Genomic DNA, 17770 nt, shown 5'->3' with positions numbered 1-17770 from the left:
TCAAGCCGCGCGCCGCTTGTGTCCACCGGCGGTGCCGGACCATGGTGCGCTGCGAAGCCGCGGCGAGGGGCGGTGCGTTGACTCGTGTCCGCGACTTGGTATTGAACGGCGCCGTTCCGAAGACTGCGACCGGTGCGCTCGGGCGGCCTGGTGTCCAGCCGAGCGGCAGTTTCACGTTCCCACAGACCAAAGCGTAGGTGCCCGGCCACTCGTGATTGAGGGTTCAGGGACGCGGCGGAGTTCATGATGATCGACCTCGACAAACACACTGCGATGGCCAATGCGATCCGCGTCCTTGCGATCGACGCCGTCGAGGCGGCGAAGTCCGGCCACCCCGGCATGCCGATGGGCGCGGCTGACGTCGCGACCGTGCTGTTCTCGTCCGTCATCAAGGTCGATCCCAGCCAGCCCGACTGGCCCGATCGCGACCGCTTCGTGCTGTCCGCCGGTCACGGCTCGATGCTGCTCTACTCGGTCCTGCATCTTCTCGGCTACGAGGATTTCCCCACCGAGGAGCTGAAGCGCTTCCGTCAGCTCGGATCGCGCGCCGCGGGCCATCCGGAGTTCGGCCACGGTGCCGGTATCGAAACCACCACCGGCCCGCTCGGTCAGGGGCTCTCCACCGCCGTCGGCATGGCGCTGGCCGAGCGCCTGATGAATGCCCGGTTCGGCGACGAGCTTGTCGATCACTTCACCTACGTTCTGGCGTCCGACGGCGACCTCATGGAGGGCATCAGCCACGAGGCCATCTCCATCGCCGGTCACCTGAAGCTCAACAAGCTGATCGTCCTGTACGACGACAACGGCATCTCCATCGACGGCAAGCTGGACCTCTCGGAGTCTGGCGACGCGCTGAAGCGGTTCGAGGCCGCCGGCTGGGCTGCGGTCCGGATCGATGGCCACAGCCCGGAGGACGTCCAGGCCGCTCTCGTCGCCGCCCAGGCGAGCGATCGGCCGACCCTGATCGCGTGCCGGACGGTCATCGGCTTCGGATCGCCCAACAAGGCCGGAACCTCAGCCTCCCACGGGTCGCCGCTGGGCGCAGCCGAAGCTGCCGCGACGCGCGACGGATTCGACTGGAAGGCCGAGCCCTTCGATATTCCGGCGGACGTGCGCGACGCGTGGCGGATTGCCGGCCTGCGCTCCGGCAGCGCCCGCAAGGAGTGGGAAAAGCACTACCAGGCCCTCGACCCGGAACTGCGCGCCGACTTCGACCGTCGCATTCGCGGCGATCTTCCGGCCGGCTTCTCCGAGGCCATGAGCGCCCTGCGCGCCACCATCGCCAGCGACCGGCCGACCATGGCCACGCGCAAGGCGTCCGAGATGGTGCTGGAGACGGTCAACGCCGAGGTGCCGGAGACGGTCGGCGGCTCGGCCGACCTCACCGGTTCCAACAACACCAAGACCAAGTCCATGGGCGTGATCTCGGCCGGTCATTTTGGCGGTCGGTACGTTCACTGGGGTGTGCGTGAACACGGCATGGCCGCGGCCATGAATGGCATGGCGCTGCACGGCGGCGTCATTCCCTACGGTGGCACCTTCCTGGTCTTCTCCGACTACTGCCGCCCGGCGATCCGGCTCGCCGCCCTCATGGGTGTGCGCTCCATCTACGTGATGACGCACGATTCCATCGGTCTCGGCGAAGACGGCCCGACCCACCAGCCGGTGGAGCACCTGGCCGCACTGCGCGCGATCCCGAACCTGGTCGTGCTTCGCCCGGCCGACGCCATGGAGACCGCGGAAGCCTGGGAAATCGCCCTGGAGCGGTCATCCGGTCCGACGCTTCTGGCCCTCACCCGCCAGAACTGCGAGCCGCTGCGGCTGGAAGACACCCACGGCAACCTGTCGAAGCGCGGGGCCTACGAGATGGCCGAGGCCAACGGCGAGGCCGCCGTCTCGCTGTTCGCGACCGGCTCGGAAGTGGGCATTGCCGTGCGCGCCAAGAGCCTGCTCGACATGGAAGGCATCGCGACCCGCGTGGTGTCCGTGCCATCGTTCGAGCTGTTCGAGCGCCAGTCGGCCGACTACCGGCAGGAAACGATCGGAACGGCTCCGGTCAAGGTCGGCATCGAGGCTGCCGTGCGCATGGGCTGGGACCGGCTGATCGGGTCGGACGGCGCCTTCATCGGCATGTCCGGCTTCGGTGCCAGCGCTCCGTACGAGGAACTCTATCAGCACTTCGGCATCACCGCGGAAGCGGTCGTGGCGGAGGTCAAGGCCCGTCTGGGCGCCGAGTAGGGACCTTTTGAGCAAGTTTTGACTTTCCCTCTCGCGAAATCGGATGCATCACAGCCCCACGAAAGCATCCGGTGTTATTTGACAAGAAGACGAGGTGAGAAGACGTCATGACCGTACGCGTCGCCATCAACGGGTTCGGCCGCATCGGCCGCAACGTGCTGCGCGCCATCATTGAGTCGGGGCGCACCGACATCGAGGTCGTCGCCGTGAACGATCTCGGGCCGGTGGAAACCAATGCCCACCTTCTGCGCCACGATTCCGTGCACGGTAAGTTCCCGGCGACCGTTAAGGTCGACGGCGACACGATCGACGTCGGCAAGGGCCCGATCAAGGTGACGGCCGAGCGCGATCCGAAGGCGCTGCCGTGGGGCGATCTCGGCGTCGACGTGGCGCTCGAGTGCACCGGCATCTTCACCGCCCGCGACAAGGCCGCGATCCACCTGGAGAACGGCTCCAAGCGCGTGCTGGTCTCCGCACCGTCCTCCGGCGCCGACAAGACCATCGTCTACGGCGTCAATCACGAGACGCTGACCAAGGACGATCTCGTCGTCTCCAACGCGTCCTGCACCACCAACTGCCTGGCGCCCGTCGCCGCCGTCATGCACGAGACCATCGGCATCGACAAAGGCTTCATGACGACGATCCACTCCTACACCGGCGACCAGCCGACGCTGGACACCATGCACAAGGACCTCTACCGGGCCCGTGCCGCCGCGATGTCGATGATCCCGACCTCCACCGGTGCCGCGAAGGCCGTCGGTCTCGTGCTGCCGGACCTGAACGGCAAGCTCGACGGCGTGTCGATCCGCGTGCCGACGCCGAACGTCTCGGTGATCGATTTCAAGTTCGTCGCCAAGCGCGCCACGACCGTCGAGGAGGTCAACGAGGCCTTCCGTGCGGCCGCCGGCGGCAAGCTTGCCAACATCCTCTGCGTTACCGACGAGCCGCTGGTCTCCATCGACTTCAACCACGACCCGGCGTCGTCGACGGTGCATCTGTCCGACACCAAGGTCATGGACGGTACCCTGGTGCGCGTGATGAGCTGGTACGACAACGAGTGGGGCTTCTCCAACCGGATGAGCGACACCGCTGTCGCCATGGCGAAGCTGATCTAGGGCTTCGCCTGGCCTGACGACCCGAGCCCGCTTCGGCGGCGCCTCAAGGGGCGCCGCCGGGCCCATCAAGAAGACCGATCACATCGAGCCAGAATGACCGACATCAGGACCCTCGACGACGCCGAAATTTCCGAGAAGCGGGTTCTGACCCGCGTCGATTTCAACGTTCCCGTCCGGGACGGCAGCGTCACCGACACAAGCCGCATCGAGGGCGCCGCGCCGACGATCGCCGAGCTGTCGGAGAAGGGCGCCAAGGTCATTGTGCTGGCGCACTTCGGCCGGCCCAAGGGCAAGCGCGTCGAGACGGAGTCCCTCAAGCCCATCGTCGAGACGGCGGCGCGGGTGCTCGGCAAGCCGGTCGGCTTCGTCGACGACTGCATCGGAGCCGACGTGAAGGCGGCCATCGACAACATGGTCCCCGGCGAGATCCTGCTCCTGGAAAACACCCGCTTCCACGCCGGCGAGGAGACGAACGACCCCGCCTTCGTGGACGCGCTCGCCGAGAACGGCGACGTGTTCGTCAACGACGCCTTCTCCGCCGCTCACCGCGCCCATGCCTCCACCGAGGGCCTCGCCCGCAAGTTGCCGAGCTATGCCGGCCGCGCCATGGAGGCGGAGATCGCCGCGCTGACCAAGGCGCTGGAGAAGCCGCAGCGTCCGGTGGTCGCCATTGTGGGCGGCGCCAAGGTGTCGACCAAGATCGCGCTCCTGGAAAATCTCTGCGAGAAGATGGACGCGATCGTCATCGGCGGCGCCATGGCCAACACCTTCGTGGCGGCTCACGGTGGCGATGTCGGCCGCTCGCTCTACGAGCCGGAACAGGCCGATCTCGCCCGGCGCATCGTGCTGCGCGGCGAGGAGACGGGCTGCGCCATCGTGCTGCCGAAGGACGCGACCGTGGCGCGCGAGTTCAAGGACGGTGCCGAGAGCTGGGCCGTCGGCCTCGACGCCATGGACGAGGACGCCATGATCCTCGATCTCGGCCCGCACTCCGTCGATACCGTTAAGGCCGAGATCGGAACCGCCAAGACGCTCCTGTGGAACGGCCCGCTTGGCGCCTTCGAGGTGTCGCCGTTCGACCGCGCCACCGTCGAGGTCGCGCAGCATGCCGCCGAACTGACCCAGGCGGGCAAGCTCACCTCGATCGCCGGCGGCGGCGACACCCTGTCGGCCTTGCACCATGCCGGCGTCGCCGAGAAAATGACCTACGTGTCGATGGCCGGCGGCGCCTTCCTGGAGTGGCTGGAAGGCAAGGCGCTTCCCGGTGTCGAAGCGTTGAAGAAGTAAGCCCCGCGCAGCGGACCGAGGCACACTGGATTTTGGCCCGGCGCGGAACCGTCGCCGGGCTCCCGAGGCGCGAGGCGCGCCCGACCCGTGAACAGACGATGGAGGATGGACCGATGAGCGAACGTCTCGAGGATATTGCGGCTGCGATGATGCGTGACGGGCAGGGGATCCTGGCCGCCGACGAGAGCTCCGGCACGATCAAGAAGCGCTTCGACACCATCGGCCTGACCTCGACTGAAGATGCCCGCCGCGATTATCGCGAGCTCCTCTTCCGGTCGACCGAGGCAATGGAGAACTATATCTCCGGCGTCATCCTTTATGATGAGACCATTCGCCAGAAGGCTGCCGACGGCACGCCGCTCGTCGATCTCCTCAAGGCCGCCGGCTCGGTCCCCGGCATCAAGGTCGACATGGGCGCCAAGCCGATGGCGCTCTCGAGCGAAAAGGTGACCGAGGGCCTCGACGGCCTCCGCGAGCGTCTCAACGAGTATTATGAGCTCGGCGCGCGCTTCGCCAAGTGGCGCGCCGTCATCGAGATCTCCGACACGACGCCGACCTGGAACGCGATCCACGCCAACGCTCACGCGCTGGCCCGCTACGCCGCCCTCTGTCAGGAAGCAGGCATCGTTCCGATCGTCGAGCCGGAAGTCATCATGGATGGCCCGGAGGCCAATCACACGATCGACCGCTGCTACGACGTCACCCAGTGGGCGCTCAATACGCTCTTCGACGAGCTCTACACGGCGAACGTCTCGCTCGAGGGCACGATTTTGAAGCCGAACATGGTGATCGCCGGCCAGCAGTGCCCGACCCAGGCGTCGGCCGAAGAGGTGGCCGAGAAGACCGTGAAGGTGCTGAAGGCCTGCGTGCCGTCGGCAGTCGCGGGCATCGCCTTCCTGTCGGGTGGCCAGTCGGACGAGGACGCCACGAAGCACCTGTCGCTGATGAACGCCATGGGCGGTCTGCCGTGGAAGCTGACCTTCTCCTACGGTCGAGCCCTCCAGGCTGCGGCGATCAAGGCGTGGGGCGGCAAGCCGGAAAACGTTGCGGCCGCGCAGCGCGCCTTCACGCACCGCGCCAAGATGAACTCCCTCGCCGCTCGTGGCACCTGGTCCGCCGACCAGGAAAAGTCCGCCGCGTAAGCAAAATTAGGCCTGCGGCGATCCGATCCGGGGCGCCGCCACCACCTCGCCATGAATGTCGAGGAAGGAACGGTCCATGGATCGCACCCGCCTCGTCCTCTTCGTGCCCGCGCTCGGCCCTGATGCGGTCGACGCCGCACGCCTCGACGCCGCCCTGACCGGCGGCGACGTTGCCGCGGTGGTCATCGATGCCGATGGCGTCGAGCCCGGCGACGTTCAGGCCTCCGTTTCGGCTCTCGTTGCAAGTGCCCAGAAGGCCGGCGCGGCCGCTCTGGTGCGTGGCGACAGCCGTCTGGTGGGCCGCGCTCATGCCGATGGCGTCCACGTGGACGGTGGTCTCGACGATGTCGAGGCGGCCATGGAGCGCTTTTCGCCCAACGGCATCGTCGGTGCCGGCGGGGCGGCGACGCGCCACGATGCAATGGTAATTGGCGAAACCGGCCCCGACTACATCTTCTTCGGGCGCCTCGACCGGCCGGACGATGGTCCCACCGAACCTGCCGCCTTCGACATGGCCACTTGGTGGGCGCAGGTCTTCGAGATCCCGGCCGTGGTGCTGGTCGGCACCGAGATGGCCGACATATCCGACCTTGCTGCCTCCGGCGTGGAGTTCGTTGCCCTGCGCGATGCCGTCTGGCGCGATCCGGACGGGCCCGCCGCGGTGGTGGCGCGCGCCAATGCCCTCATCGACCAGGGTCTTGCGACGGCATGAGGCCGATCCTTCCTTCTCTCCTCCTTGTCGCACTGGCGTGGGCCGTCCCTGCCTCCGCCCAGACGGCGGCGCCCGGTTCCATTGGGCCCGGCAAACAGGTCCCGCTCACCGACCTGCTCGGCGGCCCCGCCATTCCGTTCGCCGCACCGTCGGAGGCGGTGGAAGGGCGCGACCTGACCCTGGACGTGGGTCCCCAGAGCAACCGCCGGACCCTGCCGAGTGCCATTGCCTTCCCGCCGCGCATGCCGCCGCGCGACCGCCCCGGCCTGGTGACCGTCGGTCCCTATATGAAGGCGCTGGAGGAGGCGGTCGTTCCCGCCGCCGATGAGGAGCAGACGGACGTCGGAGACGAAGCGGCGGATACCGACGAAACGGCTGGTCTGTCCGACCGGGACGATCAGTCCGGCGCCGAAGCCGAGGCATCGTCCGAGCCCGGGACGGCCCCCGACGAAGCCGCGGCGGACGCCGAGCCGGAGACCGAAGCCGCGGAAGGCGAGGGTCTTTCGGAGAACGGTGACGACCCAGCACAGAATGGTGGCGCGGAAGAACTGGCGCCCCTCGAGGGCGAGCCGGTCTCGGCCGTGAGGCTCGCGGCGGAGCCCGGCGTCGACCGCGCCTTCGGGGCCTACCAGCGCGGCTTCTTTCTGACGTCCCTGTCCTACGCCCTGTACCGGGCCGAAGCCGGAGAACCCACGGCACAGACGCTGATGGGCGTCCTCATGGAGGATGGCCGGGCGATCGGGCGGGACTACGCAGCGGCGGCTGACTGGTTTCGTCTGGCCTCCGATCAGGGCGACACGGCGGCCAGCTACCGGCTTGCCCTTCTCTACCTGGCTGGCGACGGCGTGGAACAGGACAAGGCGGAGGCGGCGAAGCTGTTCCGGATGGCCGCCGACGCCGGCAATCCCGATGCGGCCTACAATCTGGCGATCCTGACACTGGAAGGCAGCGGCGGGCTCGAACGCGACGCGCAGGCCGCTGCTAAGCTGCTGCAGACCTCCTCGGACGCGCGCAACGCCGATGCCACCTATGCGCTGGCGCTCCTCTACGACGCGGGCGAGGGTGTCGTCCCGGACGACCGGCGGGCGACGGCCCTGCTGCTGGAGGCGGCCGAGGGCGGGAATGTGCCGGCCCAGGTCGAGTACGCCATTCGCCTCTTCAAGGGTGTCGGGACGCTCGCCAACGAGCGGGTCGCGGCCGCGTGGTTCGAGCGCGCCGCCCATTCGGGCAACCCCGTCGCCATGAACCGGCTGGCGCGCCTCTACGCCAACGGGCGGGGTGTCGAACTCGACAAGATCGAGGCCATCAAGTGGCACCTGATCGCTCGCTCGCGCGGCCTCTCCGATATCTGGCTGGACAGCTACATGGAAGCCCAGCCGGACGAGGACCGGGCCGAGGCCCGCCGGCGCGCGCGCACCTGGTGGAACGGCTGAAACCGGCGGGCTGCGCCGCCGTTTACCCTTGAATTGGCGAGAGCTTTGTGGTCCAGAGGCCACGGCTTCTGCTTTCTTCGCGCGTCCGACGCCGCCTCATCGACGGGCGATGGCGCGCATTTCATCTTCGACAAGGCTCACTGCATGAAGATCAACGGCAACGAAATCCGCCCCGGTAACGTGATCGAGCACCAGAGTTCTCTCTGGGCGGCGGTCAAGGTGCAGCACGTGAAGCCCGGCAAGGGCGGCGCCTTCGCCCAGGTGGAACTCAAGAACCTTCTCGATGGCCGCAAGCTCAACGAGCGGTTCCGCTCTGCCGACACGATCGAGCGGGTGCGCCTGGAGCAGAAGGATTTCCAGTATCTCTATGCCGAGGGCGACAACCTCGTCTTCATGGACACCGATACCTACGAGCAGATCGAGCTTTCCACCGACTTCGTCGGAGAGCGCACCGCCTTCCTGCAGGACGGCATGACGGTGACGGTGGAGATGTACGAGGAGAAGCCGATCGGCATCACGCTGCCGCAGCACGTGACGCTGGAGATCGCCGAGGCTGATGCCGTGGTGAAGGGACAGACGGCCTCGTCGTCCTACAAGCCGGCGGTGATGGAAAACGGCATCAAGGTCATGGTGCCGCCGTTCATCGAAGCTGGCGAGCGGATCATCGTCGACACCGGCGAGATCACCTACGTTCGTCGCGCCGACTGACCGGCCGCGCAAATCACCCCGCAGTTTAGCCAAAGAGACAACAGGTAGACCGCGATGGCCCGCTCGGCGATCCTCAACGTCATGGTGTCGGCCGCAATGAAGGCTGGCCGCGCGCTCGCGCGCGATTTCGGCGAGGTCGAAAACCTTCAGGTGTCGCGCAAGGGGCCCGGCGATTTCGTCTCCGCCGCCGATCGCCGAGCCGAGGACATCATCCGGACCGAGCTGGAAAAGGCTCGGCCGGGCTACGGCTTCCTGATGGAGGAATCCGGTGCCCATCCCGGCTCCGACGACCAGCACCGCTGGATCGTCGATCCGCTCGATGGCACCACCAATTTCCTGCACTCCATACCGCTGTTCGCGATCTCCATCGCGCTGGAGCGCCAGGGGCAGATCATGGCCGGCGTGATCCTCAATCCGGTGACCGACGAGCTTTTCGTCGCCGAGAAGGGGCGGGGCGCGTTCGTCAACGACCGGCGACTGCGGGTCTCCGCGCGCCGCGACATTCACGACGCGGTCATCGCCACCGGCGTGCCGCATCTGGGCCGCGGCGATCACGCGGGCTTCCTCGCCGAGCTCAAGTCGGTGATGGGGGAGGTCTCCGGTATCCGCCGTGCCGGCGCCGCCTCCCTGGATCTCGCCTGGACCGCTGCCGGCCGCTACGACGCCTACTGGGAGAGCGATCTTTCGCCGTGGGACATGGCGGCGGGCATCTTGATGGTGAAGGAAGCCGGCGGCTTCGTCTCCGATCTCGACGGGCGGGATCGCATTTTCGACACCGGCACGATCGTCGCCGGCAACGAGATGATCCAGCGCGATCTACTCGCGCTGGTGCGCAAGGCGCGACCGAACTCAGTCGGAAGATGAAGCCGGGGACGGTCGAAATCACAGGTTCGTTTTCGGCGGCAAACCGTCTATTCCTGACGGTTGCAGTGCAAGGCAGCTGATTGATGGCGCGAAACCGAGACCCGTATCGACTGTCGAGCCCGCACGTCTATCTCGTGCGGATGGTCATCTTCCTCCTGATTGCGGCATTCGTCGGCCTGATCCTGTATCGGCCGATTGCAACCGCCTTCATGAGCAATCCCGGCCTCAACGGTCTGATCATCGGCGTGGGCGTGATCGGCATCGCGCTGACCTTCCGCCAGGTGATCCGGCTTTACCCGGAAGCAAACTGGGTCAACCACTACCGCGTCGGCCGGGCCGACGAGCGCCGTGCGCCGGCGCTGCTTGCCCCGATGGCGGCGCTTCTGACGGGGCGGGAGGAAGACGAGTATCTCAGCCCCACCGCCACGCGCTCCATCCTCGATACGATCGGAACGCGTCTGGACGAGGCCCGCGAAATCAGCCGCTACCTGACCGGTCTTCTCGTTTTTCTCGGTCTGCTCGGCACCTTTTGGGGCCTTCTGCAGACGGTGAGCTCCGTCGGCGGCACGATCCAGAATCTCGACGTCGGTTCGGGTGATGCCGCCGTCGTCTTCCAGGATCTCAAGGCCGGGCTCGAAGCGCCTCTCTCCGGCATGGGCACGGCCTTTTCCTCGTCGCTCTTCGGTCTGACCGGGTCGCTGATTCTCGGCTTTCTCGACCTGCAGGCGGGCCAGGCACAGAATCGCTTCTACACGGGTCTTGAGGACTGGCTGTCCTCCGTCACGGAGATCGACGTCGCTCGGACCAGTGACGGCAGCCCTGCGCCTGCAGCCGTACAGACCCAGGCTCTGCAGCAGGCCATCGAGCGCCTTAACAGGACGGTGAAGGAGAGCGGTGCCTCCGCTTCGCCGCCGGCCAGTCAGGCGATGACCAACCTTGCCGATGGCATTCAGGGGCTGGTGAACCATCTGCGAAGCGAACAGAAGCTGATGCGCGAGTGGGCGGAAGCCCAGTCGGAGCAGAATGCCCGCATCGAGAAGCTCCTGCAGCGCCTCAACACGGCGCTTGAACAGGAAGAGCGCTGAGTCTGGGCGCCCCCGTCGACCGCCAACAGCGAGGATCGTGACCGATGCCGCTCAGTGCCGCCCGCCGCCGCCCGCAGAGGCCGGACTACTGGCCGGGCTTCGTCGACGCGATGGCGACGCTCCTGCTCGTCATCATCTTTCTCTTGTCCATCTTCATGCTGGCCCAGTTCTTTCTCAGCCAGCAGATTTCCGGCAAGGACACCGCGCTCACCCGTCTGAATGCCCAGATCGCCGAGCTCACCAACCTGCTCGCGCTCGAGCGCGCCAACACCGGCGGGCTCGAGGACCAGCTTGCCGTTCTGCAGGCCTCCCTGGAGGACGTGGAGCAGGAGCGCGACACGCTTTCCGGTCGCATCGCGTCGCTCAGGGCAGATGGCGAGGGGCTCGGCGTCAGCGACCTCCAGTCCCAGCTCGCCGACGAGCAACAGCTCAGCCAGCAGGCACTTGCCCGGGTGGAGCTTCTCAACCAGCAGCTCACGGCACTGCGCCGCCAGATCGCGGCGCTGGAAAACGCGCTCGCGGCGTCTGAAAGCCGCGATCAGGAAAGCCAAACGAAGATCGCCGACCTCGGTCGACGCCTCAACGTCGCGCTTGCCCAGCGTGTGCAGGAACTGTCGCGCTACCGGTCCGATTTCTTCGGCCGGCTGCGGCAGCTTCTGTCCGACCGCTCCAACATCAAGGTTGTCGGGGACCGTTTCGTCTTCCAGTCCGAGGTGCTCTTCCCCACCGCCTCCGACGAGCTTGCGCCGGAAGGTCAGGCGGAGCTCGATACGCTGGCCGCACAGTTGATCGAGCTCGGCAGCGAGATTCCCGACGATATCGACTGGGTGCTCCGGGTCGACGGCCACACCGACGCGCGACCCGTGACCGGTGGCCGCTTCGCCTCCAACTGGGAGCTGTCGGCCGCACGCGCCATCTCCGTGGTGAAGTATCTGATCTCGCAGGGCGTTTCTCCCGACCGGCTGGTGGCGGCCGGCTTCGGTGAGTTCCAGCCACTGGTGGACGGCAACACGCCGGAAGCCTACGACCAGAACCGCCGCATCGAGCTCAAGCTGACCGAGCGTTAGAGCAATCGCAGGAAAAGTGCTCTTGCGGTTTTCCGTCCGCGATTGCGGTTTAAGAAGCCAATCGCAGGAAAAGTGCTCTTGCGGTTTTCCGTCCGGGATTTGCGAGGAGTCGTCTTCGCGGGGGCGGTGTGTCTACCGCGACAGGCGGCCCTCGTCGTCGACCGCCTCAAGCCGATCATCGTCTCCGGTATTCCAACGCAGAAGCACGAGATTAACGGCCTCAGGTGCGGCTCCGCGCGCGTAGCTTGGGACGACGAGCCCCGCAAATCCGGCCGTGGCGAGCGCTGCCGCGAACTCCTGTGTCGGCACGGGCTGTTGGGTCGCCATGCGCTCGCGCCAGCCGGGATCGGCGAGGTCCGATGGAGTGAGCGACCAAGCGGCCAGCGACCGGACCGACGTGGCATCGAAGACCGCACCGATCTCGGCACGGTAGGCGACGAGCGTCGTGGGCTGCAGGGTTCCGACCTGATTGGCCTCGCGAATGGCGCCTTCCGGCGACAGCGATGTGTAAAGAGCAGCGGTCCCGCGCCGATTGAACCGGCCGCCATGGAGAGCCGCGCCCCGGCCGGAAAGCGGGTCCCGCGCATAGATCGGGTTCAGATTGCGATAGAGAAGGCCCCGGAAGGATACGCGCTCAGGCGAAGACACCGGCGTCCACGGCATCGATGACCGCCATTACCTCGTCGGCCCGGCCATCGCGAACGAGCTGCATCGGGGTCTGGCCGCCGAATCCGGGCAGGGGCTCCGAACGGTACCAGGCATAGGCGACAAGGGCTGACCCGAAGCGCGGCTCGACCCTGTTCAGGATTTCCAGCATTTCCCGCAGGCGGCGCTGGGTTCGCGGTGCCTCGACCCGGCTGGAGCGCTGCAGGGCATCCCTGCTGAGACCCAAGGTCCGCGCCACCTCGTCGGCGGAGGTGCGCAATTGCACTGCCACCTTGCGCGGCGCGAAAATTCCGTTCTCCGAATAGTCGGCCAGGTTCATTCCGGGCCTCCCTGCCAGTTTCTTTGACGGAATATGGCGTCAGAATCTCTGGCGCGCAACTCTACCCCGCCGCCGGATCGGCGGTGGCGGTCGGGCCCTCGGTAATGTCCATCGCCGCCCGCGACGTGTCGAACTGGAGCCGCGCGAGGCGGGCGTAGAGGCCGTTCTCGGCCACCAGGCTCGCATGGTCGCCTTCCTCGACGATGCGGCCACCATCCAGCACGAGGATCCGGTCGGCAGCCAGCACGGTGGCGAGCCTGTGTGCGATCACCAGCGTCGTGCGGCCCTCCATCAGCCGCTCCAGCGCGGCCTGCACGAAGGTCTCGCTCTCGGCGTCGAGCGCGCTGGTGGCCTCGTCGAGGAGCAGGATCGGCGCATCCTTCAGGATGGCCCGGGCGATGGCGATGCGCTGGCGCTGCCCGCCCGAAAGCGTCACGCCGCGCTCGCCGACCTGGGTGGCATAGCCCTCCGGCAGCTCGCGCACGAAGACGTCCACCCGAGCGGCCTCGGCGGCGGCGACGATCTCGGTTTCGCTGGCATCGGGACGGCCGAAGCGGATGTTCTCCAGGATCGACGTTGCGAACACGGTCGGGTCCTGCGGGACGATGGCGATGCGGTCGCGCACGGCCGCCGGGTCGACGGTGCGGACGTCGGTGCCGTCCACCAGGATGCGGCCGGACAGCGGATCGTAGAAGCGCAGCAGAAGGTGGAAGAGGGTGGACTTGCCGGCGCCCGAGGGACCGACGATGGCGACGGTGGAGCCCGGCTCGATGGTGGTGGAAAAGCCGTCGAGGACCGAAAGAGCCGTGCCGGAAGGATAGGTGAAGCCGACCTCCTCGAAGCGGACTGCGCCCAGCGGCAGACGGGGCAGCGCGGCAGGTGCCGCCGGTGCGGCGATCTCGGCGCGCTCGGCGAGAAGGGCGGCCAGGCGCTCCGCCGCGCCTGAAGCCTGCGCGACCTCGCCCCACACCTGGCTGAGCTGGCCCAGCGCGCTGGAGGCGAGCACGGCATACAGCACGAACTGGCCCAGGGTACCGCCGGACATGGTGCCATCCAGCACCTCCTGCGCGCCCACCCAGAGAACCGCCACCACGCTGGCAGAGATCAGGAAGATCGCCACGCCGGTCAGGAGCGCGCGCGAGGCGGTGGCGGCGCGGGCGTTGCGGAAGGCGCTCTCCACCTCGGCCTCGTAGCGCCGGGAGGCAGCTGCTTCTGCGACATAGGCCTGCAGCGTGCGCACCGCGCCAATGGCCTCCGTCGCAAAGGCGGAGGCCGCGGCAAGCGTGTCCTGGGCGAGCCTGGAGCGCCGGCGCACCGAGCGGCCGAAGGCCACCAGCGGCAGGACGATGAACGGGATCGCCACCAGCACCAGCGCCGAGAGCCCCGGGCTGGTGAACACCATCATCGCGGCCGCGCCGACGAACAGGAAGAAATTGCGCAGCGCGATGGAGGCGCTGGCGCCGACGGCGGCCTTGATCTGGGTGGTGTCGGCGGTCAGCCGCGAGACGATTTCGCCGGAAAGGGTTCGGTCGAAGAAAGCGGGTGACAGCCGCGTCACGTGGGCAAAAACGTCGGCTCGCACGTCCGCAACGACGCGCTCGCCGATCCACGTGACGAAGTAGTAGCGCAGCGCGCTGGCAACGGCGAGCACGGCCACGATCACCAGCAGCATCATGAAATATTTGTCGATGAAGGCGGAATCGGCGCGGTCGAAGCCGTGATCGATCATCCGGCGTACCGCGAGCGGCAGGGCCAGTGTGGCGGCGGAGGCAGCGACGAGCGCGACAAGCGCCGCGGCGACGTGTCCGCGATGGCGCATGGCATAGGGAAGAAGTATCCGCAGCGGTTTCAAGCGCGGCCGCGCGCGCGTGGTCGCCCGATCCGTGTCGGCCGTGTCCCCGGCCGCCCGTTTGTCGTTGTGTCCCACGTCGTTCAACTTTTCCGTCCGCACCGCGTTCAGGCCTGTCGCGAAGGTGTTGCGCCGGGCCTTTGGTGCTTGTCAACGCAGATGCCGGGTCCGATCGTCCGCTGGCCCTTGCGCGGGCAGGCCTGGCGGGCTATATCGGCCCCCTTGTGGCGCAGCGTCGCGGGCGTGGATCATCCCCGCTGAGGCTGAGGCCATTCCGAAATCCCAAGCGACGTTGGAGCTGAGGGCCGCAAGGTCTGCTCTCGTCGGCGTCCGGGCGGCAGCGGCCGGTTCGGATGAAGGCCCTTTGCGCGATCAGGCGAAGCGAACGATGAAGAAAGACATCCATCCCGACTATCATCGGGTCAAGGTCGTGATGACCGACGGCACCGAGTTCTGGACCCGCTCCACGTTCGGTGCGGAAGGCGACGAGATCCGCCTCGATATCGACCCGACCACGCACCCGGCGTGGACCGGCGGCGAGACCCGCCTGCTCGACCGCGGTGGCCGCGTGTCGCGCTTCAAGAACAAGTACAAGGGCATCCTCGGCAACTGATCGGGCCGGCCGGGCTCCGGCCGGGACGACTGCACGAGAGCCGGCTGATGGGCGCGATCGGATCCTCCGACCGCGCCTTTTCGCGTTGGCGATGCTGAACGGGTATGCCGACGCCCCTTGTCCGACCGGTCCGCGCGCGCTGCGGACAAAAAAAGAGCCGCCTACTGTGGGCGGCTCTGAAGTCGGTATAGGAGGCGTCAAACGGAGTGGAAATCCACTCGGATCCAGCGGGCTGGATGATCCGTTCAATAGTTTGGAAACCTTAACACAGGGTTAACGGGCGCCTCGGCGCCCGCTCACGTCGCGTCGGCCGGAGCGAGCAAGGTGGCGATGGCGGCCACCGCCCCGTCGATCCCGGCCTGGGTATGGTAACAGCCGAAGCCGAAGCGCAGCCGCTCGCCACGCACGTCGGTCACGATGCCCGCCTCCAGCAGCCGCTCGAAGAGGGCCGGTGCCTCGGGCGTCTCGAAGGTCAGGAAATGGCCGCGTTCCACGCCCGCGCCGACGGGTGTGACCAGCCGGGCGTCGGTCAGCGACGTCACGCCGGCTTCTGCGATCCCCGCCAGGAAGCGCTCCTGCAGCGCCATGACGTGGGCGTGGATCGTCGGCACCGAGAGGCCGATCCCGTCCATCCAGTCGAACACGGCGGCCATCCGGTAGAGCCCGCTCGGATCGAAGGTGGAGCCGAGGAAGCGGTCGCTGTCGAGAGAGTAGGGGACGCCTCCGTCCGAGCGCTCCAGGGCTGAAAAAGCGGCGTACCAGCCTGTGTCGCGCGGCCGTTCGCCGTAGCCGGGCGGGCAGTGCATGAAGCAGCAGCCCTCGCCGCTCATGGCGTACTTGTAGCCACCCGCAACGTAGAAGATCCGGTCAGCCACCGCCGAAAGGTCCGTCGGGACCGCCATGAAGCCGTGATAGCCATCGACCACGATGAAGGTTTTCTGATCGGGAACGGCCGCGACAAGGCCCTCGATGTCCGGCCCGATGGCACCGGACGAAAAGAAGACCTGGCTCACGAACACCATGTCGTGGCCACCGGCCGCTGCGGCGGCCGCCAGGCGTTCGCCGAAGTCGTCGAAGGGTTCCGCCGCGATTCGCTCCACCTCGACCAGCCCGTCCTCTTCCAGCCTGGCCATTTGCCGGGTGAAGGAGTGGAACTCCGCGTCGGAGGCGAGGATGCGCACCGGCCGGTCGGCCGGGAAGCAGGAGAGAAGCCGCTTGCCGAACTCGTGGGTGTTGGGCGCAAACGCGATTGATCCCGGATCGGGCAGGCCGAGGCGGTTGGCGATGCCGCGGCGCACCGCCGGCACGATGTCTCCGTACACCCGGTCCCATTTGCGATCGGCGTAGAGGGCGGCGTCGCTCCAGGCCCGCTGCTGTCCGTCCTCGCTGGCGTCCGGCCAGAAATGATGGCTGTGGGCGGCCAGGTGGATCCGCTCCGGAGCGGCATCCAGAAAGCGGCTGAAGTGGGCGGTCAGGTCGAGGCTCACTCCGTCGGCTCCTCGGAATAGACGAACTGCATCATCCGCTCGACCTCGCGCGGCAGCGTCGGCAGGGCGGACCGCGGAATGAGATAGGTGGAGAGCTGGAACAGGTCGGAGAAGATCCGGTGCTTCTCCGCCGTCTGCCTCAGATAGTCGTGGCCGGAGGATCCGCCGGTGCCGATCTTCACGCCGATCATCCGCTGTACCATCAGCGCGTGCCGGTAGCGCCAGAGGGTCATGGTTTCATCGATGTCCATGAGCGTCTGGAAGATGCGGCTCGGCACGTGCAGCACCGGCCGGTCGTTGTAGACGGTGATGAAGAGGGCCGCCTGCACTGCCTCCGGCGACATCCGCCAGGCGCCCTGGTGCGCGTCGGGTTCAAACAGCGCCTTGAAAGATTCCTGCGCCTTCTCCAGCGCCTTGGCCTCCGCTTCGCGCTGTTCCTCGTCGAGGCCGCGGTGGGCGCGCAGGGTCCGGATGTCCTTGGTGAGGAAGTCCAGCACCGCCTTGCGGTAGGCCTCGGAGAAGGCGAAGCTGCCGGCCTTCACGAACGGGGTGCGCGACAGCCAGGCATCCAGCTGATGGATCAGCGATGCACGGCCCTCCGCCTCCGAAAGGGCCGCGCTTTCCGCCGACTTCAGCCGGCTGTGCACGCCGGTGCCGTCGTAGAGAAGCCGGTGCTCCGGGCCGAGGCCGAGCCGGGTTTCCACCAGCCGGAACTGCAGCGACTGGAAGCCCGAGCCTGACGTCAGGAGATCGCGGAACTCCAGGAAGTCCTGGGGCGTCATGGTCTCCAGGACGTCGATCTGGTGGACCAGCAGCTTCATGATCTCGTTCACCCGCAGGAGCGAGTGCAGGATCTGGCCCATCCGCCAGTCGTCGACGGTCTCGTGGGAGAAGTTGTCCTGGACCCGGTCGAGCTCGTGCAGGATCTGCTTGAACCAGAGCTCGTAGGCCTGGTGGATGATGATGAAGAGCATCTCGTCGTGGGCTTCGCGCCCGACCTTGGTGCTCTGCAGGTCCTGAGCGTTCAGGATCTTGTCGAGGCTCAGATAGTCGGCATAGCCGATCTCGGTTCCGGTTGAGGACGCCATGATGCTCACCTGGGTTCGGACTGTCTTCGCAGCCTATCCGACCTGAGGAAAAGCTTTAAGCTTAAAATGTTTGCGGGTCCGGCTGCCCGGCTGGGCA

At 67.1% G+C, this 17770-nt stretch carries 16 protein-coding genes; 11 read left to right on the top strand and 5 right to left on the bottom strand.

Going from position 1 to position 17770, the window contains the following annotated elements:
• Positions 1–246: 246 nt before the first annotated feature.
• The 10 genes from tkt (at position 247) to C507_RS0106895 (ending at position 11651) form a co-directional block, all read left to right on the top strand.
• Complete coding sequence (gene tkt / locus C507_RS0106940; protein ID WP_040400792.1) at positions 247–2238, top strand: transketolase; 1992 nt, start codon at positions 247–249, stop codon at positions 2236–2238.
• Between the two features lie 107 nt (positions 2239–2345).
• On the top strand, positions 2346–3353 hold the full coding sequence (gap, locus tag C507_RS0106935) for a type I glyceraldehyde-3-phosphate dehydrogenase (protein ID WP_018698948.1): 1008 nt from the start codon (positions 2346–2348) through the stop codon (positions 3351–3353).
• 93 nt (positions 3354–3446) lie between these two features.
• The gene (locus tag C507_RS0106930; RefSeq protein WP_018698947.1) at positions 3447–4640 is read left to right on the top strand and encodes a phosphoglycerate kinase; all 1194 of its coding nucleotides are present in this window, start codon (positions 3447–3449) and stop codon (positions 4638–4640) included.
• A gap of 113 nt (positions 4641–4753) precedes the next feature.
• The gene (locus C507_RS0106925; protein ID WP_018698946.1) at positions 4754–5782 is read left to right on the top strand and encodes a class I fructose-bisphosphate aldolase; all 1029 of its coding nucleotides are present in this window, start codon (positions 4754–4756) and stop codon (positions 5780–5782) included.
• Positions 5783–5858: 76 nt separating this feature from the next.
• Positions 5859–6494, top strand: a complete 636-nt coding sequence (locus C507_RS0106920) for a thiamine phosphate synthase (protein ID WP_018698945.1) — start codon at positions 5859–5861, stop codon at positions 6492–6494.
• Complete coding sequence (locus tag C507_RS22300; RefSeq protein ID WP_051089705.1) at positions 6491–7927, top strand: tetratricopeptide repeat protein; 1437 nt, start codon at positions 6491–6493, stop codon at positions 7925–7927. The genes C507_RS0106920 and C507_RS22300 overlap by 4 nt, the downstream gene beginning before the upstream one ends.
• A gap of 144 nt (positions 7928–8071) precedes the next feature.
• Positions 8072–8635: an elongation factor P gene (gene efp, locus C507_RS0106910; RefSeq protein ID WP_026318914.1), complete on the top strand. Its 564-nt coding sequence runs from the start codon at positions 8072–8074 to the stop codon at positions 8633–8635.
• A 54-nt stretch (positions 8636–8689) separates the two neighbouring features.
• Positions 8690–9499: an inositol monophosphatase family protein gene (locus tag C507_RS0106905; RefSeq protein WP_018698943.1), complete on the top strand. Its 810-nt coding sequence runs from the start codon at positions 8690–8692 to the stop codon at positions 9497–9499.
• A gap of 83 nt (positions 9500–9582) precedes the next feature.
• The gene (locus C507_RS0106900; RefSeq protein WP_026318913.1) at positions 9583–10584 is read left to right on the top strand and encodes a flagellar motor protein MotA; all 1002 of its coding nucleotides are present in this window, start codon (positions 9583–9585) and stop codon (positions 10582–10584) included.
• Between the two features lie 44 nt (positions 10585–10628).
• A complete protein-coding gene (locus tag C507_RS0106895; protein WP_018698941.1) occupies positions 10629–11651 on the top strand; it encodes a peptidoglycan -binding protein in 1023 nt (340 codons plus the stop codon).
• Positions 11652–11783: 132 nt separating this feature from the next.
• Here the strand turns inward: C507_RS0106895 and C507_RS0106890 are convergent, their stop codons facing one another.
• The 3 genes from C507_RS0106890 to C507_RS20625 form a co-directional block, all read right to left on the bottom strand.
• Positions 11784–12314 carry an RES family NAD+ phosphorylase gene (locus tag C507_RS0106890; protein WP_018698940.1) on the bottom strand — a complete coding sequence of 177 codons (531 nt, stop codon included), beginning with the start codon at positions 12312–12314 and terminating at the stop codon, positions 11784–11786.
• Entirely contained in the window at positions 12286–12636 is a 351-nt protein-coding gene (locus C507_RS0106885) for an MbcA/ParS/Xre antitoxin family protein (RefSeq protein ID WP_018698939.1), read from the bottom strand. The genes C507_RS0106890 and C507_RS0106885 overlap by 29 nt, the downstream gene beginning before the upstream one ends.
• Before the next feature lie 61 nt (positions 12637–12697).
• Entirely contained in the window at positions 12698–14572 is a 1875-nt protein-coding gene (locus tag C507_RS20625) for an ABC transporter transmembrane domain-containing protein (RefSeq protein WP_018698938.1), read from the bottom strand.
• A gap of 301 nt (positions 14573–14873) precedes the next feature.
• Between C507_RS20625 and rpmE the strand changes: the two genes are divergently transcribed.
• Positions 14874–15098: a 50S ribosomal protein L31 gene (gene rpmE / locus C507_RS0106875; RefSeq protein ID WP_018698937.1), complete on the top strand. Its 225-nt coding sequence runs from the start codon at positions 14874–14876 to the stop codon at positions 15096–15098.
• 296 nt (positions 15099–15394) lie between these two features.
• On the opposite strand, the gene C507_RS0106870 is transcribed toward rpmE, so the two are convergent.
• Positions 15395–16585 (bottom strand): aminotransferase class V-fold PLP-dependent enzyme, encoded by a 1191-nt coding sequence (locus C507_RS0106870; RefSeq protein ID WP_018698936.1) that lies wholly within the window; start codon positions 16583–16585, stop codon positions 15395–15397.
• Complete coding sequence (locus C507_RS0106865; protein ID WP_026318911.1) at positions 16582–17673, bottom strand: tryptophan 2,3-dioxygenase family protein; 1092 nt, start codon at positions 17671–17673, stop codon at positions 16582–16584. The genes C507_RS0106870 and C507_RS0106865 overlap by 4 nt, the downstream gene beginning before the upstream one ends.
• Between the last annotated feature and the right edge of the window lie 97 nt (positions 17674–17770).

It is taken from the genome of Amorphus coralli DSM 19760, from assembly GCF_000374525.1.
GTDB lineage: Bacteria > Pseudomonadota > Alphaproteobacteria > Rhizobiales > Amorphaceae > Amorphus > Amorphus coralli.
The sequence above is the reverse complement of the archived record's forward strand: the minus strand, read 5'-3'. Positions and strand labels throughout refer to the sequence as shown.